Source organism: Rhodococcus opacus B4 (assembly GCF_000010805.1).
Taxonomy (GTDB): domain Bacteria; phylum Actinomycetota; class Actinomycetes; order Mycobacteriales; family Mycobacteriaceae; genus Rhodococcus_F; species Rhodococcus_F opacus_C.
The window spans coordinates 2438286-2463249 of record NC_012522.1 but is presented as its reverse complement, the minus strand read 5'-3'; the positions used below and the strand labels follow the sequence as shown (position 1 = coordinate 2463249).

21 protein-coding genes and 1 pseudogene are annotated in these 24964 nt (G+C 68.3%); 13 read left to right on the top strand and 9 right to left on the bottom strand.

Going from position 1 to position 24964, the window contains the following annotated elements; all coding sequences use genetic code 11:
- The 13 genes and pseudogenes from ROP_RS11450 (at position 1) to ROP_RS11395 (ending at position 16443) form a co-directional block, all read left to right on the top strand.
- Positions 1-408 (top strand): allophanate hydrolase-related protein, encoded by a 408-nt coding sequence (locus ROP_RS11450; protein WP_012689505.1) that lies wholly within the window; start codon positions 1-3, stop codon positions 406-408.
- 26 nt (positions 409-434) lie between these two features.
- The gene (locus ROP_RS11445; RefSeq protein ID WP_012689504.1) at positions 435-1256 is read left to right on the top strand and encodes a hydroxypyruvate isomerase family protein; all 822 of its coding nucleotides are present in this window, start codon (positions 435-437) and stop codon (positions 1254-1256) included.
- A 35-nt stretch (positions 1257-1291) separates the two neighbouring features.
- The gene (locus ROP_RS11440; protein ID WP_012689503.1) at positions 1292-2176 is read left to right on the top strand and encodes a 2-hydroxy-3-oxopropionate reductase; all 885 of its coding nucleotides are present in this window, start codon (positions 1292-1294) and stop codon (positions 2174-2176) included.
- A gap of 36 nt (positions 2177-2212) precedes the next feature.
- The gene (gcl, locus tag ROP_RS11435; protein ID WP_012689502.1) at positions 2213-4018 is read left to right on the top strand and encodes a glyoxylate carboligase; all 1806 of its coding nucleotides are present in this window, start codon (positions 2213-2215) and stop codon (positions 4016-4018) included.
- Between the two features lie 8 nt (positions 4019-4026).
- A pseudogene (locus tag ROP_RS44035) lies at positions 4027-4095 on the top strand (hypothetical protein); the annotation flags it as partial.
- Positions 4096-4199: 104 nt separating this feature from the next.
- Positions 4200-4907 (top strand): glycerate kinase family protein, encoded by a 708-nt coding sequence (locus ROP_RS11430; protein ID WP_231868884.1) that lies wholly within the window; start codon positions 4200-4202, stop codon positions 4905-4907.
- On the top strand, positions 4904-5959 hold the full coding sequence (alc, locus tag ROP_RS11425; RefSeq protein WP_012689500.1) for an allantoicase: 1056 nt from the start codon (positions 4904-4906) through the stop codon (positions 5957-5959). Before ROP_RS11430 ends, alc begins: the two co-directional genes overlap by 4 nt.
- Before the next feature lie 50 nt (positions 5960-6009).
- On the top strand, positions 6010-7407 hold the full coding sequence (locus ROP_RS11420) for an NAD-dependent malic enzyme (protein WP_012689499.1): 1398 nt from the start codon (positions 6010-6012) through the stop codon (positions 7405-7407).
- On the top strand, positions 7400-8743 hold the full coding sequence (allB, locus tag ROP_RS11415; protein ID WP_043824601.1) for an allantoinase AllB: 1344 nt from the start codon (positions 7400-7402) through the stop codon (positions 8741-8743). The genes ROP_RS11420 and allB overlap by 8 nt, the downstream gene beginning before the upstream one ends.
- A gap of 207 nt (positions 8744-8950) precedes the next feature.
- Positions 8951-10474 carry an NCS1 family nucleobase:cation symporter-1 gene (locus ROP_RS11410; protein ID WP_012689497.1) on the top strand — a complete coding sequence of 508 codons (1524 nt, stop codon included), beginning with the start codon at positions 8951-8953 and terminating at the stop codon, positions 10472-10474.
- A gap of 12 nt (positions 10475-10486) precedes the next feature.
- Positions 10487-11212 carry an aspartate/glutamate racemase family protein gene (locus ROP_RS11405; protein WP_012689496.1) on the top strand — a complete coding sequence of 242 codons (726 nt, stop codon included), beginning with the start codon at positions 10487-10489 and terminating at the stop codon, positions 11210-11212.
- Between the two features lie 60 nt (positions 11213-11272).
- Positions 11273-14116, top strand: a complete 2844-nt coding sequence (gene aceE, locus ROP_RS11400; protein ID WP_012689495.1) for a pyruvate dehydrogenase (acetyl-transferring), homodimeric type — start codon at positions 11273-11275, stop codon at positions 14114-14116.
- Between the two features lie 146 nt (positions 14117-14262).
- Positions 14263-16443: a malate synthase G gene (locus tag ROP_RS11395; protein WP_012689494.1), complete on the top strand. Its 2181-nt coding sequence runs from the start codon at positions 14263-14265 to the stop codon at positions 16441-16443.
- 50 nt (positions 16444-16493) lie between these two features.
- On the opposite strand, the gene ROP_RS11390 is transcribed toward ROP_RS11395, so the two are convergent.
- The 9 genes from ROP_RS11390 to ROP_RS11350 all read right to left on the bottom strand — a co-directional run bounded on the left by ROP_RS11390 (position 16494) and on the right by ROP_RS11350 (position 24924).
- Positions 16494-17231, bottom strand: a complete 738-nt coding sequence (locus tag ROP_RS11390; RefSeq protein ID WP_012689493.1) for an anti-sigma factor — start codon at positions 17229-17231, stop codon at positions 16494-16496.
- A complete protein-coding gene (locus ROP_RS11385) occupies positions 17224-17802 on the bottom strand; it encodes a sigma-70 family RNA polymerase sigma factor (RefSeq protein ID WP_012689492.1) in 579 nt (192 codons plus the stop codon). Before ROP_RS11385 ends, ROP_RS11390 begins: the two co-directional genes overlap by 8 nt.
- Before the next feature lie 98 nt (positions 17803-17900).
- A complete protein-coding gene (locus tag ROP_RS11380) occupies positions 17901-18701 on the bottom strand; it encodes a DUF1295 domain-containing protein (RefSeq protein ID WP_012689491.1) in 801 nt (266 codons plus the stop codon).
- Complete coding sequence (locus ROP_RS11375; protein ID WP_012689490.1) at positions 18698-20002, bottom strand: SAM-dependent methyltransferase; 1305 nt, start codon at positions 20000-20002, stop codon at positions 18698-18700. Before ROP_RS11375 ends, ROP_RS11380 begins: the two co-directional genes overlap by 4 nt.
- Positions 19999-21387 carry a class I SAM-dependent methyltransferase gene (locus ROP_RS11370; protein ID WP_012689489.1) on the bottom strand — a complete coding sequence of 463 codons (1389 nt, stop codon included), beginning with the start codon at positions 21385-21387 and terminating at the stop codon, positions 19999-20001. The genes ROP_RS11375 and ROP_RS11370 overlap by 4 nt, the downstream gene beginning before the upstream one ends.
- A complete protein-coding gene (locus tag ROP_RS11365) occupies positions 21384-22124 on the bottom strand; it encodes a DUF1365 domain-containing protein (RefSeq protein WP_012689488.1) in 741 nt (246 codons plus the stop codon). Before ROP_RS11365 ends, ROP_RS11370 begins: the two co-directional genes overlap by 4 nt.
- Entirely contained in the window at positions 22121-23461 is a 1341-nt protein-coding gene (locus ROP_RS11360) for an NAD(P)/FAD-dependent oxidoreductase (RefSeq protein ID WP_012689487.1), read from the bottom strand. The genes ROP_RS11365 and ROP_RS11360 overlap by 4 nt, the downstream gene beginning before the upstream one ends.
- Positions 23454-24101: an alpha/beta fold hydrolase gene (locus ROP_RS11355; protein WP_012689486.1), complete on the bottom strand. Its 648-nt coding sequence runs from the start codon at positions 24099-24101 to the stop codon at positions 23454-23456. Before ROP_RS11355 ends, ROP_RS11360 begins: the two co-directional genes overlap by 8 nt.
- Positions 24102-24264: 163 nt before the next feature.
- Positions 24265-24924 (bottom strand): fasciclin domain-containing protein, encoded by a 660-nt coding sequence (locus tag ROP_RS11350; RefSeq protein WP_012689485.1) that lies wholly within the window; start codon positions 24922-24924, stop codon positions 24265-24267.
- Positions 24925-24964: the final 40 nt, after the last annotated feature.

Genomic DNA, 24964 nt, shown 5'->3' with positions numbered 1-24964 from the left:
ATGGCCGAACTGTTCTGCAACGGTGGAGCGATGCGAGGCGGAAACCTCCATCACAACGTATCCGCACACACCTTCCTCGGTACGGTCCGGACCGCGCCGAACTACCGATTCTTCTCCGTGCGCGACGAATTCCCGGCCCTCCTCCTGGCGGAGAGCGGTGGAGCCTCGATCGAGGGCGAACTCTACGACGTCCCGATCGGCGACATCCGCACCGACTTCCTCCCCGAGGAGCCCGAGGAGCTCGAGCTCACCGTGATCGAACTGTCGGACGGCCGTTCGGTTCTCGCGGTGGGGCTGCGTCCGGGCCTTCTCGAGAGCAGGGCCGGTGAGCTCACCGAGATCACCGATCACGGCGGCTGGCGACGCTACCGCGGCCTGCCCGAGCCCGACAGCACCACCGTCTCCTGAACACCCCGAGAGCGAAAGAACAGCCGATGGACACCTTTGCCTACACCCTGAACTGCTCGATCCTGCTCACCGACGTGCCGCTCCTGCAGCGTCCGCAGGCCGCCCGGGACGCCGGATTCGACGCCGTCGAATTCTGGTGGCCGTTCGACACCGCCGTACCGACGGACGGCGACGTCGACGCATTCGTGGCCGCGATCGATAACGCCGGAGTACAGCTCACCGGACTGAACTTCGCGGCGGGCAACATGCCGGCGGGGGATCGCGGACTGCTGTCCGACCCGGCGCAGGTGTCGGCGTTCCGTGACAACATCGACATCACCGTCGGAATCGGGGAACGGCTGGGCACCAAAGCTTTCAACGCCCTGTATGGTAATCGTATCGACGGCGCGGATCCGAAGATCCAGGACGCCACAGCCACCGAGAACCTCGCCCAGGCGGGCAAGGCGGCCGATCGCATCGGTGCGGTCGTGCTCGTCGAACCGGTCAGCGGCACACCGGCGTACCCGCTGAAGACCGCGGCCGAGGCGATCGCCGTGATCGACCGGGTGAAGGCCGAGCACGGTGTCGATTCGCTCCGGCTCCTCGCAGACCTCTACCACCTCGAGGTCAACGGCGACGACGTCGGCGCGGCGATCGACACCTACGCCGACCGGATCGGGCACGTGCAGATCGCGGACGCGCCGGGACGCGGCGAACCCGGCACCGGAACCCTCGACATCGACGGCTACCTGAAGCGGCTCGCCGGGCACGGTTACCGCGGCTACGTCGGACTCGAGTACAAGGCGACGCGGCCGGACACGTTCGACTGGCTGCCCCGCGAGCAGCGCGCGACCCGCGCCGGCCGCTGACACCCACCACCACTTCGACGGAATCGAGGACACTCGTGAGCACTATCGCATTCATCGGACTCGGAATCATGGGCAGCCCCATGGCCGTTCATCTCACCAAGGCCGGCCACCAGGTGGTCGGATACAACCGCTCGCCCGAGCGCACCGCGGCACTCGTCGAGGCCGGCGGCACCGCGGCCGACTCCATCGCCAAGGCCGTCGCCGGCGCCGACGTCGTGGCCGTGATGGTCCCCGACTCGCCGGACGTCCAGGCCGTACTCGCCGGTGACGACGGTGTGTTCGCGCACGCCCCGGCCGGCGCCCTGATCATCGACTTCTCCAGCATCCGGCCCGACGTGACCACCGCACTCGCCGCGCAGGCGTCCGAGCGTGGCTTCCGGCTGATCGACGCCCCGGTCTCGGGCGGCGAGGCAGGCGCGAAGAACGCGGCCCTGTCGATCATGGTCGGCGGCACCGACGAGGACTTCGCCGCGGCGAAGCCGATCCTCGACGTCGTCGGGAAGACCGTCGTCCACGTGGGCCCGAACGGCTCCGGGCAGACGGTGAAGGCCGCGAACCAGTTGATCGTCGCCGGCAACATCCAACTCCTCGCCGAGGCGATCATCTTCCTCGAGGCCTACGGCGTCGACACCGCGGCCGCCGTGGAGGTGCTCGGCGGCGGACTGGCCGGATCGGCCGTCCTCAACCAGAAGGCGCAGAAGATGCTGGACCGGTCGTTCGAACCCGGATTCCGCATCGATCTGCACCACAAGGACCTCGGCATCGTGACCAGCGCCGCCCGTGAGGCCGGTGTCGTGACCCCGCTCGGCGCGGTCGTCGCCCAGCTGATGGCCTCCGCCCGTGCGAACGGTGATGGCGGCCTGGACCATTCGGGACTGCTGCGCGGTGTGGAGCGGCTGTCCGGCCGCCCCTCCCAGTGACCCGTTTCAACTCGTAATCCTCGATGGAGAAGTGATATGCCTCGTATGCGCGCCGCTGACGCAGCGGTCAAGATTCTGGAACTCGAAGGCGCCACTCAGGCGTTCGGCCTCCCCGGTGCGGCGATCAACCCGTTCTACTCCGCCATGCGGAATCACGGCGGGATCAAGCACGTCCTCGCCCGCCACGTCGAGGGTGCCTCGCACATGGCCGAGGGATTCACCCGCGCCAAGGCCGGGAACATCGGGGTCTGCATCGGCACCTCCGGGCCTGCCGGCACCGACATGATCACCGGCCTGTACTCGGCGATGGCGGACTCGATCCCGATCCTCGCGATCACCGGGCAGGCCCCGGTCGCGCGCCTGCACAAGGAAGACTTCCAGGCCGTCGACATCGCCTCGATCGCAGGCCCGGTCACGAAGATGGCGATGACGGTGCTCGAGCCGGCGCAGGTTCCGGGAGCGTTCGCGCAGGCATTTCACCTGATGCGGTCCGGTCGGCCGGGCCCGGTGCTCATCGACCTGCCGATCGACGTGCAGTTGGCGGAAATCGAGTTCGACCCGGACACGTACCAGTCGCTGCCCGTGTACAAGCCGGCCGCGTCCCGCGCGCAGGCGGAGAAGGCCCTCGACATGCTGGGCGCCGCCGACCGCCCGCTGATCGTCGCGGGCGGCGGCATCGTCAACGCCGACGCCGCGGACCTGCTCGTCGAACTGGCCGAACTGCTGGACGTTCCGGTGGTCCCGACGCTGATGGGCTGGGGCACCATCCCGGACGACCACCGGCTCGCCGCCGGCATGGTCGGACTGCAGACCGCCCACCGGTACGGCAACGCCACCATGCTGGCGTCCGATTTCGTCCTCGGCATCGGCAACCGCTGGGCCAACCGGCACACCGGCGGCCTCGACACGTACCGCAAGGGCCGCAAGTTCGTTCACGTCGACATCGAGCCCACCCAGATCGGGCGCGTGTTCGCGCCCGACTACGGGATCGTCTCCGACGCCAAGGCGGCGCTCGAACTGTTCGTCGCCGTCGCGAAGGAGCGCAAGGCCGCCGGAACGCTGGCGGACCGCAGCACCTGGGTGGAGGACTGCGCCACCCGGAAGCGGACCATGCAGCGCAAGACCCACTTCGACGACGTGCCGGTCAAACCGCAGCGCGTGTACGAGGAGATGAACCGCGTCTTCGGGCGCGACACACGGTACGTCAGCACGATCGGGCTCTCGCAGATCGCAGGCGGACAGTTCCTGCACGTGTACAAGGACCGCAACTGGATCAACTGCGGGCAGGCCGGACCGCTCGGCTGGACGATCCCCGCCGCACTCGGAGTGGTTGCCGCGGAATCGGAGACCCCGGTGGTGGCGCTGTCGGGCGACTACGACTTCCAGTTCATGATCGAGGAACTGGCGGTGGGTGCGCAGTTCAACCTGCCCTACATCCATGTCGTGGTGAACAACTCCTACCTGGGCCTGATCCGTCAGGCGCAGCGCGCGTTCGACATGGACTTCTGCGTGCAACTGGGCTTCGACAACATCAACACCCAGGAGCGCAGCGAGCACGAGACGCTGCCCGCGGTGCCGAAGGGGTACGGCGTCGACCACGTCAAGGTCGCCGAGGGACTGGGCTGCAAGGCGCTGCGGGTCACCGAGCCGGGCGAGATCGCCGGCGCCCTCGAGAAGGCCCGTGAACTCGCCCGCGAGCACAAGGTGCCGGTGGTGGTCGAGGTCTTCCTCGAGCGTGTCACCAACATCGCGATGGGCACCGAACTCGACAACGTCGCGGAGTTCGAGGACCTGGCGGAGAGCTGGGAGCACGCCCCCACAGCCCTCATGCTGCTGGACTAGGGGACACCGTGGCACGTGTACTGGTCGCACCCGACAAGTTCAAGGGATCCCTCACCGCGGCGGAAGTCGCGGACGCGCTCGCCGACGGGCTGCTCGCCGGTGATCCGTCCTGGGTGATCGATCGGGTTCCGGGGGCAGCGCGTCAACCGACGGCGGTGCCGGCTTGTTGCAGGCTCTCGGCGTGCGAATTCTCGACGCCGACGGCAACGACGTCGCACCGGGCGGGGCGGCGCTGCGCCACGCCGCCCGGGTCGACCTCACCGACCTGCACCCGGCGGCGCGGGCGGCGCACTTCCGGCTCGCCTGCGACGTCGACAACCCGCTTCTCGGCCCGAGCGGCGCCACCTCCGTGTACGCGGGACAGAAAGGCGCGGCCGCAGAGCAATTGGTCGTACTCGAAGACGCGATGACCCGCTGGGCGCAGGTCGTGCGCGCCGCGACGGGCCGCGACGACAGCCGGGTCGCGGGGGCCGGCGCCGCGGGCGGGGCGGCGTTCGGCGCGATCTCGGTTCTGGGGGCGGACATCCGGCCCGGGATCGACACGGTCCTCGGCCTCGTCGACTTCCGCGGGCGCCTGGCCGCCGCCGACCTCGTCGTCACCGGCAAAGGGTCGCTGGACGCGCAGAGCCTGCACGGCAAGGCCCCGATCGGGGTCGCGGCCGACGCACGCAGGGCCGGCATCCCCGTCCTCGCCGTGTGCGGCCGAAACCTGCTCAGGGACATCCGATTGCACAGCGCCGGAATCTCCGCGGCCTACGCGCTCGCGGATCTGGAACCGGACCTCCATCGATCGATCCGACATGCGGCGGAGCTACTGCGCCGGATCGGCTGCACCATCGCCGCATCGTCCGACGAACTCACCACACTCAGCACACGAGGAGAATCATGACTTCTGATTTCACTGCCCTGCCCGACCTCGCCTCCCGAGCCCTCGGCGGGAGCGTGTCCGCTGCCAACGACGAACTGTTCGCCCAGCGGGAGAATCTCATCAAGGCGGAGGCCCCGTTCTTCGACCCCGCGGACTTCGGGCACAAGGGCAAGGTCTACGACGGCTGGGAGACCCGCCGCCGCCGCGACGACGGCCACGACTACGCGATCGTCCGTCTCGGCGCGGCCGGCGTCATCCACGGGATCGTCGTGGACACCGCGCACTTCAAGGGCAACTACCCGCCCTTCATTTCCGTCGAGGCAGCGTCGATCGAGGGCTACCCGTCCATCGAAGAGGTCATGAAGGCGGATTGGCAGACCATCGTCGAGAAGTCGCCGGCCGAGGGACACAAGGAGAACACCTACACGGTCGCCGACCGGCACCGGTGGACACACGTACGGCTGTCGATCTACCCCGACGGCGGCGTCGCGCGTCTGCGCGTACACGGTGAGGTCGTACCCGACCCCCGATTCCTGGACGGGACCGTGGACCTGCTGGCCGCGGAGAACGGCGGACGCCTCGTCGGCTGCTCCGACGCGTTCTACGCGTCGCCCGCGAACATCATCCTGCCCGGACGGGCCCGCAACATGGGGGAGGGCTGGGAGAACTCCCGGCGCCGCGGTGGCGGCAACGACTTCGCCGTGTTCTCGCTCGCCGCAGCCGGCGTCCCCCGGCACGTCGAGATCGACACCAGCTACTACGTGGGGAACGCGCCCGGCTGGGTGCGGCTGAGCACCGCCGACGCGCGCACCGCCGACATCGCCGACGAGGGCGCGTGGACGGAACTGCTGTCGCGCACGGCCGTGCAACCCGACACCCGGCACCGGTTTGTCCTGGACGGCGCCGCCGCGGCCACCCACCTGCGGCTCGACGTCTACCCCGACGGCGGCCTGTCCCGGCTGCGGCTGTTCGGCGATCTCGACGAGACGGCACTGGCGGACACGCGACGCACCTGGTGGGACGCCCTTCCGCAGACCCATCAGGTGCTCGTCGCCGACCAGGCGCCCCGATAGCCGAGTACCGCACGCTCACCCCCTACCTGACGAACCCGAGGAAAGACGTAATGCCTAATCCCAGTCCCGGTTACTCCATCACCGTTCGCGTCACGGCTCCGGTCGGCGCGGGCACCACGTCGACCCTCGCCGGGGCGGTGGCCTCCGTGAAGGGAGCCATGACCGCGCTCGACGTGGTCGAGAGCCACCCCGACCACATGGTCATCGACGTCACGTGCGACGCGTCCGACGTCGAGCACGCCGAGCAGATCGCGTCGGCGATCGCGGACGTGCCCGGCGTCGTGGTGGGCAAGGTCAGCGACCGCACGTTCCTGCTTCATCTCGGCGGGAAACTCGAAGTGGTGCCGAAGGTTCCGCTCAAGCACCGGGACGACCTGTCCCGCGCGTACACGCCCGGCGTCGCCCGGGTCTGCACCGCGATCGCCGAGAACCCCGAGGACGTACGACGGCTGACGATCAAACGCAACACCGTCGCGGTCGTCACCGACGGCTCGGCGGTGCTGGGGCTGGGCAACATCGGTGCCGCCGCATCGATTCCCGTAATGGAGGGCAAGGCGGCGCTGTTCAAGCAGTTCGCGGACGTCGACGCGTGGCCGGTCTGCCTGGACACTCAGGACACGGACGCGATCGTCGAGATCGTCCGGGCCCTCGCCCCGGTGTACGGCGGAATCAACCTGGAGGACATCTCCGCCCCGCGGTGCTTCGAGATCGAGGCCCGGCTCCGCGACATGCTGGACATCCCGGTGTTCCACGACGACCAGCACGGCACGGCCATCGTGGTTCTCGCGGCGCTGACCAATGCCCTGCGGGTGGTCGAGAAGAGCCTCGACACGGTGAAGATCGTGGTCTCGGGTGTCGGCGCCGCCGGGCACGCGATCATCCGCCTGCTGGTCGCGCAGGGGGCGACGAACATCGTGGCGTGCGGGCGGAACGGAATCCTCTCGCCCGACGACACTTCCGACTCGTTCCGTTCCTGGATCGCGAACAACACCAATCCCGAAGCGCGGTCCGGTTCGCTGCGGGACGCACTGGCCGGCGCCGACGTGTTCATCGGTGTGTCGGCTCCGGACATTCTCACCGGCGACGACATCGCGACGATGGCGGAACGGTCGGTCGTGTTCGCGCTCGCCAACCCGGTGCCCGAGGTCGATCCCGTCGCGGCAGGCAAACACGCCGCCGTCGTCGCGACCGGACGGTCCGACTTCCCGAACCAGATCAACAACGTGCTCGCATTCCCGGGTGTGTTCCGGGGTCTGCTCGACGCCCACGCCGTCGAGATCACCGACGACATGCTCATCGCCGCCGCCCGGGCGATCTCCGATTCGGTGTCCCCGTCGGAGCTCAATCCGACGTACATCGTGCCGAGCGTGTTCGACGCGGCGGTCGCCCCGGCCGTGGCGGCAGCGGTGCGCGGCGTCGCGGGCGCAGGTCGTGATGACGATGACTGACCCACTCGACCTGCTGTTCCGTGCGCCGCGGGTGATCACCGCGGCGGGGGAGGTCGCTCGCTGTGTGGGTGTTCGGGACGGCCGGATCGTCGTCATCGAACCGTTCGGCGCCCAACTCGACGCCGAGGTCGTCGTCGAACTGGGCGACGACGAGGTGCTGATCCCCGGTCTCGTCGACACCCACGTGCACGTCAACGAGCCGGGCCGCACCGAGTGGGAGGGGTTTGCGAGCGCGACCCGCGCGGCCGCGGCCGGCGGCGTGACCACGATCGTCGACATGCCGCTCAACAGCATCCCGCCGACCGTCGACGCCGCGGCGCTGGACGTCAAACGCCGGGTCGCGTCCGATCAGGCGTACGTCGACGTCGGGTTCTGGGGCGGCGCTGTGCCGGGCAACGTCCCGGACCTGCGGGCCCTGCACGACGCGGGCGTATTCGGGTTCAAATGCTTCCTGTTGCACTCCGGCGTCGACGAGTTTCCGCCGTTGGATCCGGCGGAGCTCGAACTGGCGCTGAAGGAGATCGCCAGTTTCGGCGCGATGATGATCGTGCACGCGGAGGACGCCCACGCCATCGACCGCGCGACGTCACCGGGCGGCGAGAACTATTCCGACTTCCTCGACTCGCGGCCACGGGGCGCCGAGAATCTCGCCATCGCCGAGGTCATCGAGCTGGCCCGGTGGACCGGGTGCCGGGTGCACATCCTGCACCTGTCGAGCTCCGACGCGCTGCCGATGATCGCGTCGGCCCGCAAGGACGGTGTGAAGCTCACGGTGGAGACGTGCCCGCACTACCTGTCGTTCGTCTCGGAAGAAATACCCTCGGGAGCAACGCAATTCAAGTGTTGCCCGCCGATCCGTGAGGCCGGGAACCGCGAACTGCTGTGGCGGGGCCTCGCGGACGGCGTGATCGACTGCGTCGTCACCGACCACTCCCCGTGCACGGTCGACCTCAAGCGGTTCGACATCGGCGACTTCGGGGTCGCGTGGGGCGGCATCGCGTCGCTGCAGGTGTCGCTGTCCGCGGTGTGGTCGGAGGCCAAACGGCGTGGACACAGCCTGAACGACGTGGTCCGGTGGATGGCGGAGAACCCCGCCGAACAGGTCGGGCTCAACACGAAGGGGCACATTGCGCTGGGGTACGCGGCGGACTTCGCCGTGTTCGCGCCCGAGGAGGCCTTCGTCGTCGACGTGGCCGAGCTGCAGCACAAGAATCCCGTCTCGGCCTACGACCGGCGTGCTCTCGCCGGCGTCGTGCGCAGTACCTGGCTGGCCGGAAAACGGATCGACCTCGACGAGGCGCCTCGCGGACGGCTCCTCAGACGCGGGCTGGCCTGACCCGGTCTCGACCCTGCCCGCTGTCGCACAGGCTACGAAAGCTCCAGTGCGGCAGCGGGTTTGGCGTGTGTAAAGGGGTGCGCCACCAAGATATATCCTGCGGAAATCATTGACCGCCCACTGTTGCCTGGCTCACACTTGGAGGGACCAATGGAACAAGCTTTCCGTGATACGGAAGTTAGTTCGCCGCCACGCAAGGACAGGCACATGCTCATAGACGACACAGTCTCGCGGCACACCACCACCGTCGACCACACTGCCGCCGCCGGCCGTCACACGACGACGAGTCCGAAACTCTACAACGCGGACCTGGCACCGACGAAGGCCGCAGGCCGTCGCTGGGGTTCCTACAGCATCTTCACGCTCTGGACCAACGACGTCCACAATATCGCCAACTACTCGTTCGCCATCGGCCTGTTCGCGCTCGGTCTCGGCGGCGGCCACATGATCCTGTCGCTCATGATCGGCGCGGTCATCGTCTGCGTCGCCATGACCTACGCCGGATTCATGGGGCAGAAGACGGGCGTGCCCTTTCCCGTGATGAGCCGGATCAGCTTCGGCATCCGTGGCGCCCAGATCCCCGCGGTCGTCCGCGCGATTATCGCGATCGTCTGGTTCGGTATCCAGACCTACCTCGCGTCGATCGTCTTCCGGATCTTCCTCGTCGCCGTCGCGCCGTCCCTCGACCGCTTCGACCAGAACTCGATTCTCGGACTGTCCAGCCTCGGATGGATCTGCTTCATCGGGATCTGGGCGATCCAGATCGTCGTCCTCGTCTACGGGATGGAGGCCGTGCGCAAATTCGAAAGCCTGGCCGGCCCGCTGATCCTGGTCACCGTCGGCTCCCTGGCGTTGTGGATGCTGTTCCGTACCGACTTCTCCGTCGCCTGGACGTCCGACCAGCCCGCGTCGGGCGGGGAGATGTGGCGGCAGGTGTTCGCAGGCGCAGCCCTGTGGATGTCGATCTACGGCACCCTGATCCTCAACTTCTGCGACTTCTCGCGGCGCTCCCCGTCGAAGACCGCCGTCGTGCGCGGCAACTTCTGGGGCCTGTTCGTCAACGTCCTCGCGTTCGCCGTCATCGCGTTCATCCTGTGCGGCGCCCAGTTCCGGATCGACGGGACGATCATCGACAGCCCCACCGACATCGTCGCCGCGATCCCGCACACCCTGTTCCTGTCGCTGGCCTGCCTCGCCCTCGTCATCGTCACGATGGCCGTCAACGTCATGGCGAATTTCGTCGCACCGTCCTACGTACTGTCGAACCTCGCCCCCGAGAAGATCAGCTTCCGCAAGGCCGGCATCATCAGCGCCTGCATCGGCGTGGTCCTGCTGCCCTGGAATCTCTACGACAGCCCGGTGGTGATCAACTACTTCCTCGGAGGCCTCGGCGCCGTCCTCGGACCCCTGTTCGGCATCATCTTCGTCGACTACTGGTTCATCCGCCGCACCAAGGTCGACGTTCCCGCCCTCTACTCGGACAGCCCGAACGGAACCTACTACTACCGCAAGGGATTCAACCTTCGGGCGGTGTACGCCCTCGTCCCCGCCGCGGTGGTCAGCACCCTGTTTGCGATCGTCCCCGCCTTCCATCTCGTCGCCCCCTTCTCGTGGTTCATCGGAGCAGGCCTTGCGGCAGCCGTCTACGCCGTCGTCGGCGACCGGACCCGGCAGTACGTGGACGTCTCCGGCGAGTCGATCGCCGTGGACAGCGGCCACGGCGAACACTGACAGGAGATTTCGATGCGTATTCTCGTCGTCAACGTCAACACCACCACATCCATCACGGACGCGATCGCCAAACAGGCCGAGGCCGCGGCAGCACCCGGAACCGAGATCGTCGGGCTCACACCGGAGATCGGTGCCGAATCCGTCGAAGGGAACTTCGAGAGCTACCTCGCCGCGATCGCGGTGATGGACCGGGTGCGGTCGTACACCGAACCCTACGACGCGGTGATCCAGGCCGGATACGGCGAACACGGCCGGGAAGGGCTGCAGGAACTACTCGACGTTCCCGTCGTCGACATCACCGAGGCCTCCGCGAGCATTGCGATGATGCTGGGGCACAAGTACTCCGTGGTCACCACCCTCGATCGCACCGTGCCGCTCATCGAAGACCGGCTCCGCCTCGCCGGCCTCGACGCCAAGTGTGCAAGTGTGCGCGCCAGCGGTCTGCCCGTCCTCGCACTGGAAACCGACCCCGAGGCCACGATCGAGGCGATCGTCGACGAGGCGGAAGCTGCCGTGCGCGAGGACAAGGCCGAGGTGATCTGCCTCGGCTGCGGCGGAATGGCCGGCCTCGACGACCGAATCCGCGAGCGCACCGGCGTGCCGGTGGTCGACGGCGTCAGTGCCGCTGTGAAATTAGCGGAATCTCTTGTAGGGTTGGGACTCTCGACCTCGAAGGTGCGCACGTACGCGCCCCCGCGTCCCAAGCGGATCACGGGATGGCCGCTCGCGAAACCCTAGTCATGTCCACCGCCCAAACCCCGGGCGGACACCCAGGCGCCCGACCCCGCGCCCGCAACGATGGAGTATCCCTTGCTCGAACAGTCCACCACCTCCGCCGATCGTCCCCGTGCGGGCTCCCGCGTCATCCGTGAGGGTGTTGCGTCGTATCTGCCGGATATCGATCCGGATGAGACGACGGAGTGGTTGGAGTCGTTCGATGGTTTGTTGGACCGTTCGGGTCCGACTCGTGCCCGGTATCTGATGTTGCGGATGCTCGAGCGGGCCGGGGAGAAGCACGTCGCTCTGCCGGCGTTGACGTCGACCGATTATGTGAACACCATCCCGACGGAGAACGAGCCGTGGTTCCCGGGTGATGAGGAGGTCGAGCGCCGGTATCGGGCGTTCATCCGGTGGAACGCGGCGGTGATGGTGACCCGCGCGCAACGCCCCGGCGTCGGGGTCGGCGGCCACATCTCCACCTACGCCTCCTCGGCCGCCCTGTACGAGGTGGGGTTCAACCACTTCTTCCGCGGCAAGGATCATCCCGGGGGTGGGGATCAGATCTTCATCCAGGGCCACGCCTCCCCCGGCATCTATGCCCGCGCGTTTTTGGAGGGGCGGATCCCGGCGGAGCGGATGGACGGGTTCCGGCAGGAACACTCGCACACCGATTCCGGTGGCGGGTTGCCGTCGTACCCGCACCCGCGGCTGCTCCCCGATTTCTGGGAATTCCCGACCGTGTCGATGGGCCTGGGCCCGATGAACGCGATCTACCAAGCGCGGTTCAACCACTACCTGCACGACCGCGGCATCAAGGACACCGCCGACCAGCACGTGTGGGCGTTTTTGGGGGACGGGGAGATGGACGAACCCGAATCCCGCGGCCTCGCGCACGTCGCCGCCACCGAAGGCCTGGACAACCTGACGTTTGTGGTGAACTGCAACCTGCAGCGCCTCGACGGCCCGGTCCGCGGCAACGGCAAGATCATCCAGGAGTTGGAGTCGTTCTTCCGCGGCGCCGGCTGGAACGTGATCAAGGTGGTCTGGGGCCGGGAGTGGGACGCGTTGCTGCACGCGGACCGGGACGGCGCCCTGGTCAACCTGATGAACGTCACCCCGGACGGCGACTACCAGACGTACAAGGCCAACGACGGCGGGTATGTGCGGGAGCACTTCTTCGGCCGCGACCCGCGGACCAAGGAACTGGTCGCGAACCTGTCCGATCGGGACATCTGGAACCTCAAACGCGGCGGGCATGATTACCGCAAGATCTACGCGGCGTACGCGGCGGCGATGGCGCACAAGGGCCAGCCCACGGTCATCCTGGCGCACACCATCAAGGGCTACACCCTCGGCAAGCACTTCGAGGGCCGCAACGCCACCCACCAGATGAAGAAGCTGACCCTCGACGATCTGAAGAATTTCCGGGATCTGCAGCGGATCCCGATCTCCGACGCAGAGTTGGAGCGGGACCCGAAGATGCCGCCGTACTACCACCCCGGCCCCGACGCCCCGGAGATCCGGTACATGCTCGACCGGCGTAAGGCGTTGGGTGGGTTCCTGCCCGAGCGGCGGACCTCCCCGCAGCCGTTGCCGCAGCCGGCGGACTCGACCTACGACGTGGTCCGCAAGGGCTCCGGCAAGCAGCAGGTCGCGACCACCATGGCGTTGGTGCGGATCATGAAGGAGTTGCTGCGGGACAAGGAGATCGGGAAGCGGATCGTGCCGATCATCCCGGACGAGGCCCGCACCTTCGGGATGGACTCCTGGTTCCCGTCCTTGAAGATCTACAACCGCAACGGGCAGCTGTACACGGCGGTCGATGCGGAGCTGATGCTGGCGTACAAGGAGTCCGAGATCGGGCAGATCCTGCACGAGGGCATCAACGAGGCCGGCTCGACGGCCTCGTTCACCGCGGTCGGCACCTCCTATGCCACGCACGGGGAGCCGATGATCCCGCTGTACATCTTCTACTCGATGTTCGGGTTCCAGCGCACCGGCGACGGCCTGTGGGCCGCGGCCGATCAGATGGCCCGCGGCTTCGTCCTCGGCGCCACCGCCGGCCGGACCACCCTCACCGGGGAAGGGTTGCAGCACGCCGACGGGCATTCGCTGCTGCTGGCCTCCACCAACCCGGCGGCCGTGGCCTACGATCCGTCGTTCTCCTACGAACTCGCGCACATCGTCAAGGACGGGCTGCGCCGGATGTACGGCGGCACCGACGGCGTCGACGGGTTCGGTGGCGAGGACATCTTCTACTACATCACCCTCTACAACGAGCCCTACACCCAACCCGCCGAACCCGAGAACCTGAACGTTCAGGGCCTGCTCAAGGGCATGTACCTGTTCAGAAAGTCCGAGGCATCGGGCAGCTCCGTGCAGTCCGACGGGCATTCCGCAGGCTCCACGCCCAGGGCGCAGATCCTGGTCTCCGGGGTCACCATGCCCGAGGGGCTGCGGGCGCAGCAGATGCTCGCCGACGAGTGGGGTGTGGCCGCCGACGTGTGGTCGGTCACCTCCTGGGGTGAACTGCGCCGCGACGGCATCGAATCCGAACGCCAGGCCCTGCGCGACCCCGGCACCGACGCCCCGCTGCCCTACGTCACCCAGGCCCTCTCGGATGCGGCCGGCCCGTTCGTCGCCGCCTCCGACTGGATGCGCGCCGTCGCCGACCAGATCCGGCAGTGGGTGCCCGGCTCGTACACCACCCTCGGCACCGACGGATTCGGATTCTCCGACACCCGCCCCGCCGCCCGCCGGTACTTCAACGTCGACGCCGAATCCATCGTCGTCGCCGTCCTGTCCGCCCTCGCCGGCGAAGGCACCCTCGACCGCTCCAAGGCCGTCGACGCCGCCACGAAGTACCGCATCGACGACGTCCGCGCCGCCGCCGTCTCCTACACGGACACCGGAAGCGCGTAGCGGACCCCCGATCGGATGTGACGTTGTAACCGTACGGCCGTCCGCTATTGACAGAACTCGATGAACACGGTTTTCTCTATGTCAAGATACGAAACTGTGTTTTCGCATCGTGGAAGTTTTGCCAAGTGCGGAAGGTGAGTCATTTCATGACTGAGCGTGTTGAGGTCGGCGGTCTGCAGGTCGCGAAGGTGCTCTACGACTTCGTGAACGAGGAGGCGTTGCCGGGGACCGGGATCGACGTCGACGGTTTCTGGTCGGGTGCGGTGAAGGTGATCGAGGACCTGGCCCCGAGGAACCGGTCGCTGCTCGCGGTGCGCGACGATCTGCAGGCGCGGATCGACACCTGGCACCGCGACCACACCGGCACCCCCGATCCGGCGGAGTACCGGCAGTTCCTGACCTCGATCGGGTATTTGGTGCCGGAGCCGGGCCCGTTCGCGGTGTCCACGGCGAACGTGGATGCGGAGATCACCTCCACCGCCGGCCCGCAGCTGGTGGTCCCGGTCCTCAACGCCCGCTTCGCGCTGAACGCCGCCAACGCCCGCTGGGGGTCGCTGTACGACGCCCTGTACGGCACCAACGCCATCGGCGTGGACGGCGGCGCCGAGCCGGGCGACTCCTACAACCGGGTCCGCGGCGACAGGGTCATCGCCTGGGCCCGCAATTTCCTCGACACCGCCGCCCCCCTGCGGTCGGGTTCGCACGCCGACGCCGCCCGCTACACCGTCGACGGCGGCGCCCTGGCCGTGGCACTGGCCGACGGCACCGTCACCGGACTGGCCGACCCGGGTAAGTTCGTCGGCTACCTCGGCGACCCGGCCGCCCCGTCGTCGGTGCTGCTGCGCAACCACGGGTTGCACGCCGAAATCCAGATCGACCCGACCTCCCCGATCGGTCAGACGGATGCGGCCGGCGTCCAGGATGTGGTGCTCGAGTCCGCGGTCACCACCATCATGGACTTCGAGGACTCCGTCGCCGCCGTCGACGCCGACGACAAGGTGATCGGCTACCGCAACTGGCTCGGGTTGAACCGCGGTGATCTGACCGAGGAGCTGACCAAGGGCGGGCAGGCGTTCACCCGCCGCCTCAACCCGGACCGCACCTACACCGCCCCCGACGGGGGCGAGCTCACCCTGCACGGGCGGTCGCTGCTGTTCGTCCGCAACGTCGGGCACCTGATGAGCACCCCGGCGATCCTGCACCCGGACGGCACCGAAATCCCGGAGGGCATCCTCGACGCCCTCCTCACCTCGCTGTGCGCGATCCACGGGCTGTCCCGGTCCGAGCAGACCGGGCCGTTGGACAACTCCCGCACCGGGTCGATCTACATCGTCAAACCCAAACAGCACGGCCCCGACGAGGTCGCGTTCACCACCGACCTGTTCGGTCGCGTCGAGCAGGTCCTGAACCTGCCCGCGAACACGATCAAGGTCGGGATCATGGACGAGGAACGGCGCACCACCGTCAACCTCGCCGCCTGCATCCACGAAGCCAGGGAGCGGGTGGTGTTCATCAACACCGGGTTCCTCGACCGCACCGGCGACGAGATCCACACCTCGATGGAGGCCGGGCCGATGATCCGCAAGGCCGAGATGAAACAGCAGACCTGGATCAGCGCCTACGAGGACTGGAACGTCGATGTCGGCCTGGCCTGCGGGCTGCAGGGGCGGGCGCAGATCGGCAAGGGCATGTGGGCGATGACCGAACTGATGGCCGAGATGCTCGAGCAGAAGATCGGCCACCCCAAGGCCGGCGCGAACACCGCCTGGGTGCCGTCCCCGACCGGGGCCACCCTGCACGCCACCCACTACCACCAGGTCGACGTGTTCGCCGTCCAGGACGAACTGAAGGGCACCCGGCGGGCCGGTCTCGACCAAATTTTGACGATCCCCCTGGCCCCGGACACCGACTGGACCGAGGAACAGAAGCAGGAGGAACTCGACAACAACTGCCAGTCCATCCTCGGGTACGTGGTCCGGTGGATCGACGCCGGTGTCGGCTGCTCGAAGGTCCCCGACATCCACGACGTCGCGCTGATGGAGGACCGGGCGACCCTGCGGATCTCCTCGCAGTTGCTGGCGAACTGGATCCGGCACGGGGTGGTCACCGCCGAGCAGGTCGTGGCCTCGCTGCAGCGGATGGCGCCGGTGGTGGACCGGCAGAACCAGGGCGACCCCACCTATCGGCCGCTGGCCCCGGACTTCGACACCAACATCGCGTTCCAGGCCGCGAAGGAACTGATCCTCGACGGCACCACACAGCCCTCGGGTTACACCGAGCCGATCCTGCACCGCCGCCGCCGCGAATACAAAGCCGCCAACGCCTGACCCCCACGTGAGTGGCGAAGCGTCCCCCGGGACACTTCGCCACTCACGTGTCAGGTGAGGTTCACCGTCGCGAAGATGTCGCCGGTGGGCTGGGTGGAACCGCCGGGCGGTTCCACACTGAATCCGAGAGCTGTGGACTGGTCGATGTCGTTCACGACCGCGGTCGTGGACGGTGCCACGTCGTCGGCCTCCATGATCCCGGCGGACACCGGCTCGTGCGACGGCCCGAGCAGCCACATCTGATAGACCGAACCGGGCTCGGGCGGGGGGACGTCGTTCATCACGAGGACCCCGGCGTCGACGTCCTTGGAGAACACGACGGTCGCCGAACCGCCACCGGCGATCGGTGCCACCGCCGTCCGGACGTCGTCGGCGGCGAGGATCTGCGCGGGAACCGGTTGGGTTTCGTCGCTCTGCAACTGCTGGGCGACGGTGATGCCCCCGACCGCGAGGACGACCACCGCGGCCGCCGCACTCAGCGCAGCCACGAGACGCCTGCGCCTGCGCGCACGAACGTCGTCCAGCGCCACCGGTGCGGGAGCCGCGGCCGTGCCGGGCAGGGCATCGAGGATGCGTCCGAGCAGATAGTCGGGTGGTTCGACCGCGGTCGACGCGGACTGGGCGGCCATCGTCTCCTGTACCCCGCGCACCGCGTTGTCGAATTCGAGGCGAACGTGGGGCGGTGCACTCTCGATCGCGGTGTCGATCTCGTGACGCTGCTGATCGTCGACGGCGTCGAGTGCATACACCTGGGCGAGGTCGAGGATGTCGTGCTGGGACTCATCCATCGAACTGCACCCCCAGACATTGCTTGAGCCTGATCAACCCGTCTCGAATTCGTGATTTCACCGTGGGAAGCCCCACGGACAACCGCTCCGACACTTCCCGATACGTCAGGCCCCCGTAATAGGCGAGGACCACCGTCCGCTGCTGAACTTCGGTGAGCGTGCCGAGGCAGTCGACGACGTCGCTGGTGTCACCTCTGCGGGTCACTTCCTCCGACACCGCATCGAACGGTCCGTACCAACTCGAGGCGCCGTAGGCGGCTTCGCGTTCGGATCCGGATTGCTCGGACCGCACCCGGTCGACGGCGCGGCGGTGGGCGAGGGTGATCAGCCACGACAGCGGCGACCCCTGCTTCGGGTCGAATTTCGCCGCGTTGCTCCAGACCTGCAGGTACACCTCCTGCGTGGTTTCCTCGCTGTATCCGGGATCGCGCAGCACCCGCAGCACCATGCCGTACACCCGCGCGCTGGTGCGTTCGTAGAAGTCGCTGAACGCATCCCGCTCGCCGCGCGAGATACGCGCCAGCAACGCCGTCAGCGTCACGTTCTCCGTGTCCCTGTCGACGCCGGTCATCGGCCCATTCCGTTCATCGATCCACAGCCTAATGGCAGGCTGCGGCCGGTGTGACCAGGACAGGGCCCGGGGAGGGGCGAGCGATGCCGGCACGGTGCTCACCGCTTCGGCGGCAGGGGAAGGAAGTAACTGGTTCGCTGCTGGTATTCGGGGTAGCCGGGGCGCTGCGACATCGACTTCTCGAGCAGCCTCGCCCCCGTCGCGAACACCAGGAAATACGTCATGACGACGGGGGACAGCACGGTGACGGCGCCGGGCCACACGCTCGCCGCGATCAGCCACAGCCCCCACCACACGCAGGCGTCGCCGAAATAATTCGGGTGTCGCGTCCACGCCCACAGGCCGACGTCCATGATCTCGCCCTTGTTGGCCGGGTCGGCCTTGAACTTCTTCAACTGGTGGTCACCGACCGATTCGAAGACGACACCCACCACCCACAGGACGACGCCGAGCACCGCCACGACCATGGCGAAACCGGACGCGGGACCGACGACCGCCGACACCTGCAGGGGCAGCGAGACGAACCACTGCGCGAGGCCCTGGGTGAGGAAGATCTTCCTGACGACGACGCCGGGTGAGTCGCCGCCGGCCCGGTCGAGCATCTCCTCGTACCGCGGGTCCTCACCCTTGCCCGCGGACTTGACGTACATGTGCCAGGTCAGCCGCAGGCCCCACACCGCGACGAGCACGAGCGCCAGCCACCGACGGAGCGCGTCGCCGTCGCCGACCACGGCGGCCACGAGCGCTACCAGCACGAATCCGAGCCCCCAGGTCACGTCGACGACGTTGTAGCGTCCGATCCGCCGGCCGACGAGGAGCGTCGCGGCCTGCAGAACGGCGAGCACGAGCAGGCTCGCCCCGGTGACGGCGCCGAAATCCGACCAGCCGAAGCCGTTCATCGGAACACGCCGGACTTTGTTGACTCGACCCGCACCGCAGGCATCAGCGACTGGCCCGCCGCGGTCGGCTTCACCGCCAGGATCTGATCGACACCCATGCGGCCCTGCGCGAAGCTCATCCCGCCGCCGACGAGGTACAACCGCCACACCCGGGCCATCTCGAGCCCGACCATCGCGACGACGTCGTCCCAGCGTGACTCGAACTGCGCCAGCCACGCATCGACGGTCCAGACGTAGTGCTCGCGAAGACCATGCACGTCGCGTACCTCGAGCCCGGCTCGTTCGAGGTACGCGACGCTCTCGCCGACCGGACGCATGGTCATGTCGGGAGCTATGAACGACTCGATGAACGGGCCGCCGCCGGGATGGCGTCCGGTGCGCGACATCTGCTGGATCAGCACCCGCGCACCGGGCTTCGCGTTGTCGTGGAGGGCCTTCGCGTACCGGGCGTAGTTCTTCTCGCCCACGTGCTCGCCCATCTCGAGGGAGGCGACGGCGTCGAACGGCCCGTCGGGGACCTCCCGGTAGTCCTGCAGTCGGATCTCGACTCGGTCCTGCAACCCGCGTTCGGCGATCCGCTCGTCGATGAAGGCCTTCTGCTCACGGGAGATCGTGACCCCGACGACCCGGGCGCCGTACGCGGATGCCGCGTGGAGGCTCAGCGACCCCCAGCCGCAGCCGACGTCGAGCAACCGCATGCCGGGTTCGAGCCCGATCTTGCGGCACACCAGGTCCAGCTTGTCCCGCTGGGCGTCCTCGAGCCGGTACTCCGGATCGGCCGGCGTTCCCGGCGCATTCCGGGTGAAGTACGCGCAGGAGTAGGCCATCTGCGGGTCCAGGATCAGCGAGTAGAAGTCGTTGGAGAGGTCGTAATGGTGGCTGATCGCGGCGCGGTCCCGGAGCAGGCTGTGCAGCCGGCCGCGGATGTTCGCCTGCGTGGCGGGTGCGGGGAGCGGGCCGCCCACGACGCCCAGTTTCGCCGCGACGCGCAGCACCTTCGCGACCGTCGACGGGCTCGGCCGGACTCCGCTGACCCCTCGCTCGCGGGCCACCGCCCACACGTGTGCCAGGGCCTCGCCGAGGTCGCCCTCGACGTCGATCTCACCCGTCACGTAGGCCTGCGCGGCCCCGAGTTCGCCTGGGCTCCACAGTAATCGGCGCAGCGCGTCCGGGCTGCGCAGCACCACCTTCGGCGCCGTCGCCGGGCCTGCGGTGCTGCCGTCCCACGCGGTCAGATGCACGGGCAGTTCGCCGCGGACGAGCGGACGCAACGCCTTGTCGAGTTCGGCGGCCACGGTCACGGTCGTGCTCCCGTCTTGTCGAGGACGAGCTGCTGCACGTCGATGTATCCGGAGCGGAACCCGGCCTCCGAGTAGCAGAGGTAGAAATGCCACATCCGGCGGAACGTCTCGTCGAATCCGAGTTCCTCCGCCTGCGAGCTGTGCGCGGCGAACCGCTCCTTCCACAGCCGCAACGTCTCCGCGTAGTGCTGCCCCATGCTCAGCCGCTCCCGCACCCGCAGCGCTGTGTGTTCGGCGGTGATCGACTCGATCGCCTCGGTCGACGGCAGGAATCCGCCGGGGAAGATGTACTTGTGCACCCAGGTGTAGGTGTTGCGGGTCTGCAGCATCCGATCGTGCGGCATGGTGATCGCCTGCAGCGCAACCCTTCCGCCCGGGGCGAGGAGCCTGTCGAGCACCCGGAAGTAGGTGGCCCAGTACTGGTGGCCGACGGCTTCGATCATCTCGACGGACACGATGGCGTCGTACTCGCCGTCGACGTTGCGGTAGTCGAGCAGGTCGATCTGCACGGCGTCCGAGTGTCCGGCCTCGGCGACGCGCCGTCGGGCGAGGCTCTGCTGTTCGCTCGACAGCGTCACGGAGCGGACCACGGCGCCGCGTTCCGCGGCCCGGATGCACAACTCTCCCCAGCCGGTCCCGATCTCGAGCAACCGGGTGCCCGCCCCGACACCGGCCTCGTCGAGCAGTCGATCGATCTTGCGGCGCTGCGCGTCCACGAAGTCGTCCCACTTCGGGGCGACCTGCGGGACAGGCGCCCGCAGGACCGTCACGTCCCGGACCTGCCCCACGCGGGCCGGCGTCGACGAGAACAGCGCGCTCGAGTACGTCAGCGTCTCGTCGAGGAACGTCTCGAACATCTCGTTGGACAGGTCGTAGTGCCGGGAGATGTTGGATCGGGTGTTCTGCTCGGTGTTGCGTTCCTGCGCGGGGTGTTTGGCGACGTACAGTGCACGTAACCGCTGCAGCGGGCGGGGAATGAGCGTCGCCATCCGGGAGGCGAACACGCTGAGCACCGCGGCGAGATCCGGCGACGTCCAGTCGCCTGCCATGTACGACTCGCCGAAGCCGATCAGGCCGCCCGTCCCGACCCGCCGGGCGAACGCGTCGGGATTGCGGATGATCATGCGGGGCAGGATCTCCTGCTCGCGGCGTGCGCCGACCAGGGTGCCGTCGGGATACTCGATGCGGACGTCGAGGTCGGCGGCCGCGCGGCGGAACAGGCGGTCGGCGACCTTCGCCGACGCCGCGGCACGCACACCGGTCGGCACGTCGGCCAGTCCGGGCCAGATCCGGTTGTCGATCCGGGGGTCCTCGTCGGCGAATTCCAGGCCGGCCGTGCTCACGGCGGGCGACGCGTCCGTGCCGGTGTCCTTGTTCCTTCTCACTGAACTGTCTCCTTCTGACGGCCGTCGGGCCGGGCCATGACGGGGAGTCCACGGGCCCACAACGTGATTCCCTGGATGCGAATACGAGCCGACACCACGAGAGGTGCCAGGGGAGTGCGTAGTTGAGCCCGCAGGACGGTGCCGGGGGTGGCCGGCTGCCGCGTCCCGCGGACCGTCGCGGTGAACGGGCCGTGCCCGTCCCGGTGGAGGACCACGTTCAGGGACAGCGCGTCGCCGGGCTCGGGGAACCGCATGTCGTAACGGCCGCTGACGTCGTTGAACGGTGAGACGTAGAACTGCTTGTCCACCTCGGCGCGGTCGTCGCCGTCGGGGCGGATCAGGTAGCTGTGCCGCTGGCCGTACGTGTTGTGCACCTCGGCGATCACGCACCGCAGGCCGCCGTCGACGTCGTGGCACCAGTACACGCTGAGCGGGTTGAACACGTAGCCGAGCACCCGTGCGTTGAGAAGGGCCGTCACCCGGCCGCCGCGGAGTTCGACTCCGTGGGTGGCGAGGAAGGCATCCACCCTGCTGCGGAGTGTGTCCTCGGCGGCAGCCGGATCCGGTGCGAGGTGGTCCGCGGCGCGGAAGCGGGCGAACGGTCCGAGCCACCGGGGGAGGCGCGGAAGGGCGTCCACGTCGACGTACCAGCTGTAGCTCGTGTACTCGAAGCTGTTGCGGACCGGTTCGGTGCGCGCGTGCCGGATCCGCGTCGAGTAGATCGCGGGCGCGGTCACGACACCGTCTCCCGTTCGTGAGGTCGCGTGGTCTGCGCATCCCAGGAGCCGCCGATGCGTTCGGCGGCGCGCAGCCCCGAGAGCGCCCCGTCCTCGTGGAATCCCCAGCCGTGATAGGCGCCAGCGAAAGCGAAAGTGGCGGAACCGAGTTCGTGCAGCCTCGACTGTGCCGCGACGGAATCGGGGGTGTAGACGGGATGTTCGTACGTCATCTCGGCGACGACCGTCGACGGGTCGACGAGATGCTTCCCGCCGAGCGTGACGAGGAACCGCCGGTCGGGCACCGTGTCGAGGCGCATGAGCCGGGTCATGTCGTAGGTGACGATGACGCCGGCCGCGTCCGTGCCGTCGGCGGGAGTCAGGTAGTTCCAGGAGGCCCGGGCGTGCTCGGCGCGGGGGAGCAGCGTTTCGTCGGTATGCAACTGCGCGTGGTTCACCGAATAGGGCATGGCGCCCAGGATCTCCGCCTCCAGATCCGAGGCGTCGCCGAGCATGGCGAGCACCCGGCGCGGGTGGACGGCCACCACGACCGCGTCGAAATACCGGACGTCGCCGCGGCCGTCGACGACACACGCCCCGCCGTCCGGGGTGCGCTCCACCTGCTGCACCGGGGTTTCGAGAAGAATCTCGTCGACGTGTGCGGCCACCTTCTCGACGTAGCGGGCGGACCCGCCGGTCACGGTGCGCCAGGTGGGTGATCCGAAGACGGTGAGCATCCCGTGGTGGTCGAGGAAGGTGAACAGGTAGCGGGCCGGGTAGTGCGCGGCGGTCGCGGGATCGCACGACCACACCGCCGCGACGAGCGGGGTCATGAAGTGCTCGACGAAATACGAGCTGAAACCGTTGCGGCCCAGGAATTCGCCCAGCGGTTCCTGCGCACCGGACTCGCCGGCCGGAGTGTCGAGCAGGGTACGGGCGGCGCGGTGGAACCGGAGGACCTCGCCGAGCATGCGCCAGTAGCGCGGCCGGGCCAGATTGCGTGCGGTCGGGAACAGCCCGCGGAGGCCCTTCGCGCCCGCGTACTCGAGCCCGCTCGCATCGGACCGGATGGACATCGACATGTCCGAATCCTGGGTCGCCACATCGAGTTCGGCGAACAGGCGCAGCAGGGTGGGGTAGGTGCGGTCGTTGTGCACGATGAAGCCGGTGTCGACGTCCACCTCGGTACCCGAGTCGAGCGTCAGGTGGTGGGTGTGGGCGTGGCCGCCGAGACGGTCGTCGGACTCGTAGAGAGTGACGCGGTCGCGGCGGGACAGAACGTAGGCGGCGGTCAACCCCGCGACGCCGCTGCCGATCACGGCGACGTTCCTGCGTGCGGGCTTCTGCGAATCATGCATGGCGACCTGCTTTCCGGTCTGTCGGTGGGGCGACGACGCCTTCCGCGGCGAACGCGTCGAGAACGAAATCGGCGGTGATGCGATGCCACCACCACGGCCGGGTGAGCATGAAGTGTCCGGCCCCCGTCAGCGGATTCCAGGAGGCGTTCACTCCGCGCACCAGTGCCTGTTCGGTCTGGACCCGGGAGGCGACGGGGTCCGTCCAGCGGTCGGCGGTTCCGTGCGCCACCATCAGGCTGCGGTCGGCGGGCACCAGATCGCCGTCGGACTCGGGCCACCAGGGTGCGAGCGCGGCGATCGCCCGGACGTTGTCGAGAGCAGCGAGGTGAGCGGCGACGCGGCCGCCCATCGAATGCCCGACGACCGCGACGGGGACGTCCCCGAACCGCAGTCGGGCCCGCTCGAGGGCCATCCGGGCGTCGCGCACCGGGCTGGCCTCGGGGGCGTTCCATCCCCGCACCCGGTACTGCAGTCGCTGCACGGCGATGCCGTGGGGTCCGAGCGTCGACCTCAGCGACCGGGCCATCCAGATCATGCGCAGGTTCGACAGGTGCCAGCAACGTGACGGGTCCTGACTGCGGGGTTTGCCGCCGGGCAGCACGAGCACGTAGGCCGGGGCGGTGGGTGAGCCTCTGTCCATATCAGCTATTCGGAGCTGACCTTGCCTCGGATGGGCGACCCCCGCACCCGCCCGTGAGTGGGAAAGCGTGCCGGATCACGCTTTCCCACTCACGTGGGGTAGCCCGGCGGCATCGTGTGGGACCGATGCCGCCGGGCGGGGTGAAACCGTGAGACGCCGGTGCCTACTGGGGCATCAGGACGGAGTCGATCAGGTACACCGTGGCGTTGGCGGTCTGGACGCCGCCGCAGATGACGCCCGCGTCGTTGACCTTCAGGTCGTCACCCGAACCGGTGACGGTGACCATCCCGCCCTCGACGGTCGCGTGCTCACCGGCGATGTCACTCGGCGCGATCTGGCCGGGAACGACGTGGTACGTCAGGACCTTGGTGAGCAGGGCCGGGTCGGTCTTGAGGGTCTCGATCGTGGCCGGGTCGACCTTCGCGAACGCGGCATCCACCGGCGCGAAGACCGTGAACTGCCCGCTGTTCAGCGTGTCGACGAGGTTGACCTGCGGATTGAGCTGACCCGACACCGCGGCGGTGAGGGTGGTGAGCATGGGGTTGTTGGACGCGGCCGTTGCGACCGGATCCTGCGCCATCCCGCTGACCGAACCCGGACCCTCCGGCACCGTCTCCGCGTACTCGGCGCAGCCCGGACCGACCAGGTTGGCGGCGGGATCGGCCATCGCGGACGCGGTCGTCGAACCGGGCGACATCGACTCGGACGTCATGGCCTCCGAGCTGCTGCTGGACGAGTCGCTGTCGTCCGACGAACACGCTGCACCCAGCAGGACCAGGGACGTGCTCGCGGCGACTGCCAGGACTCGTGTGGTGATCTTCATCAGAAATTGCCTCTCTCCGGTGTGGGTGCGGGGGAGCACC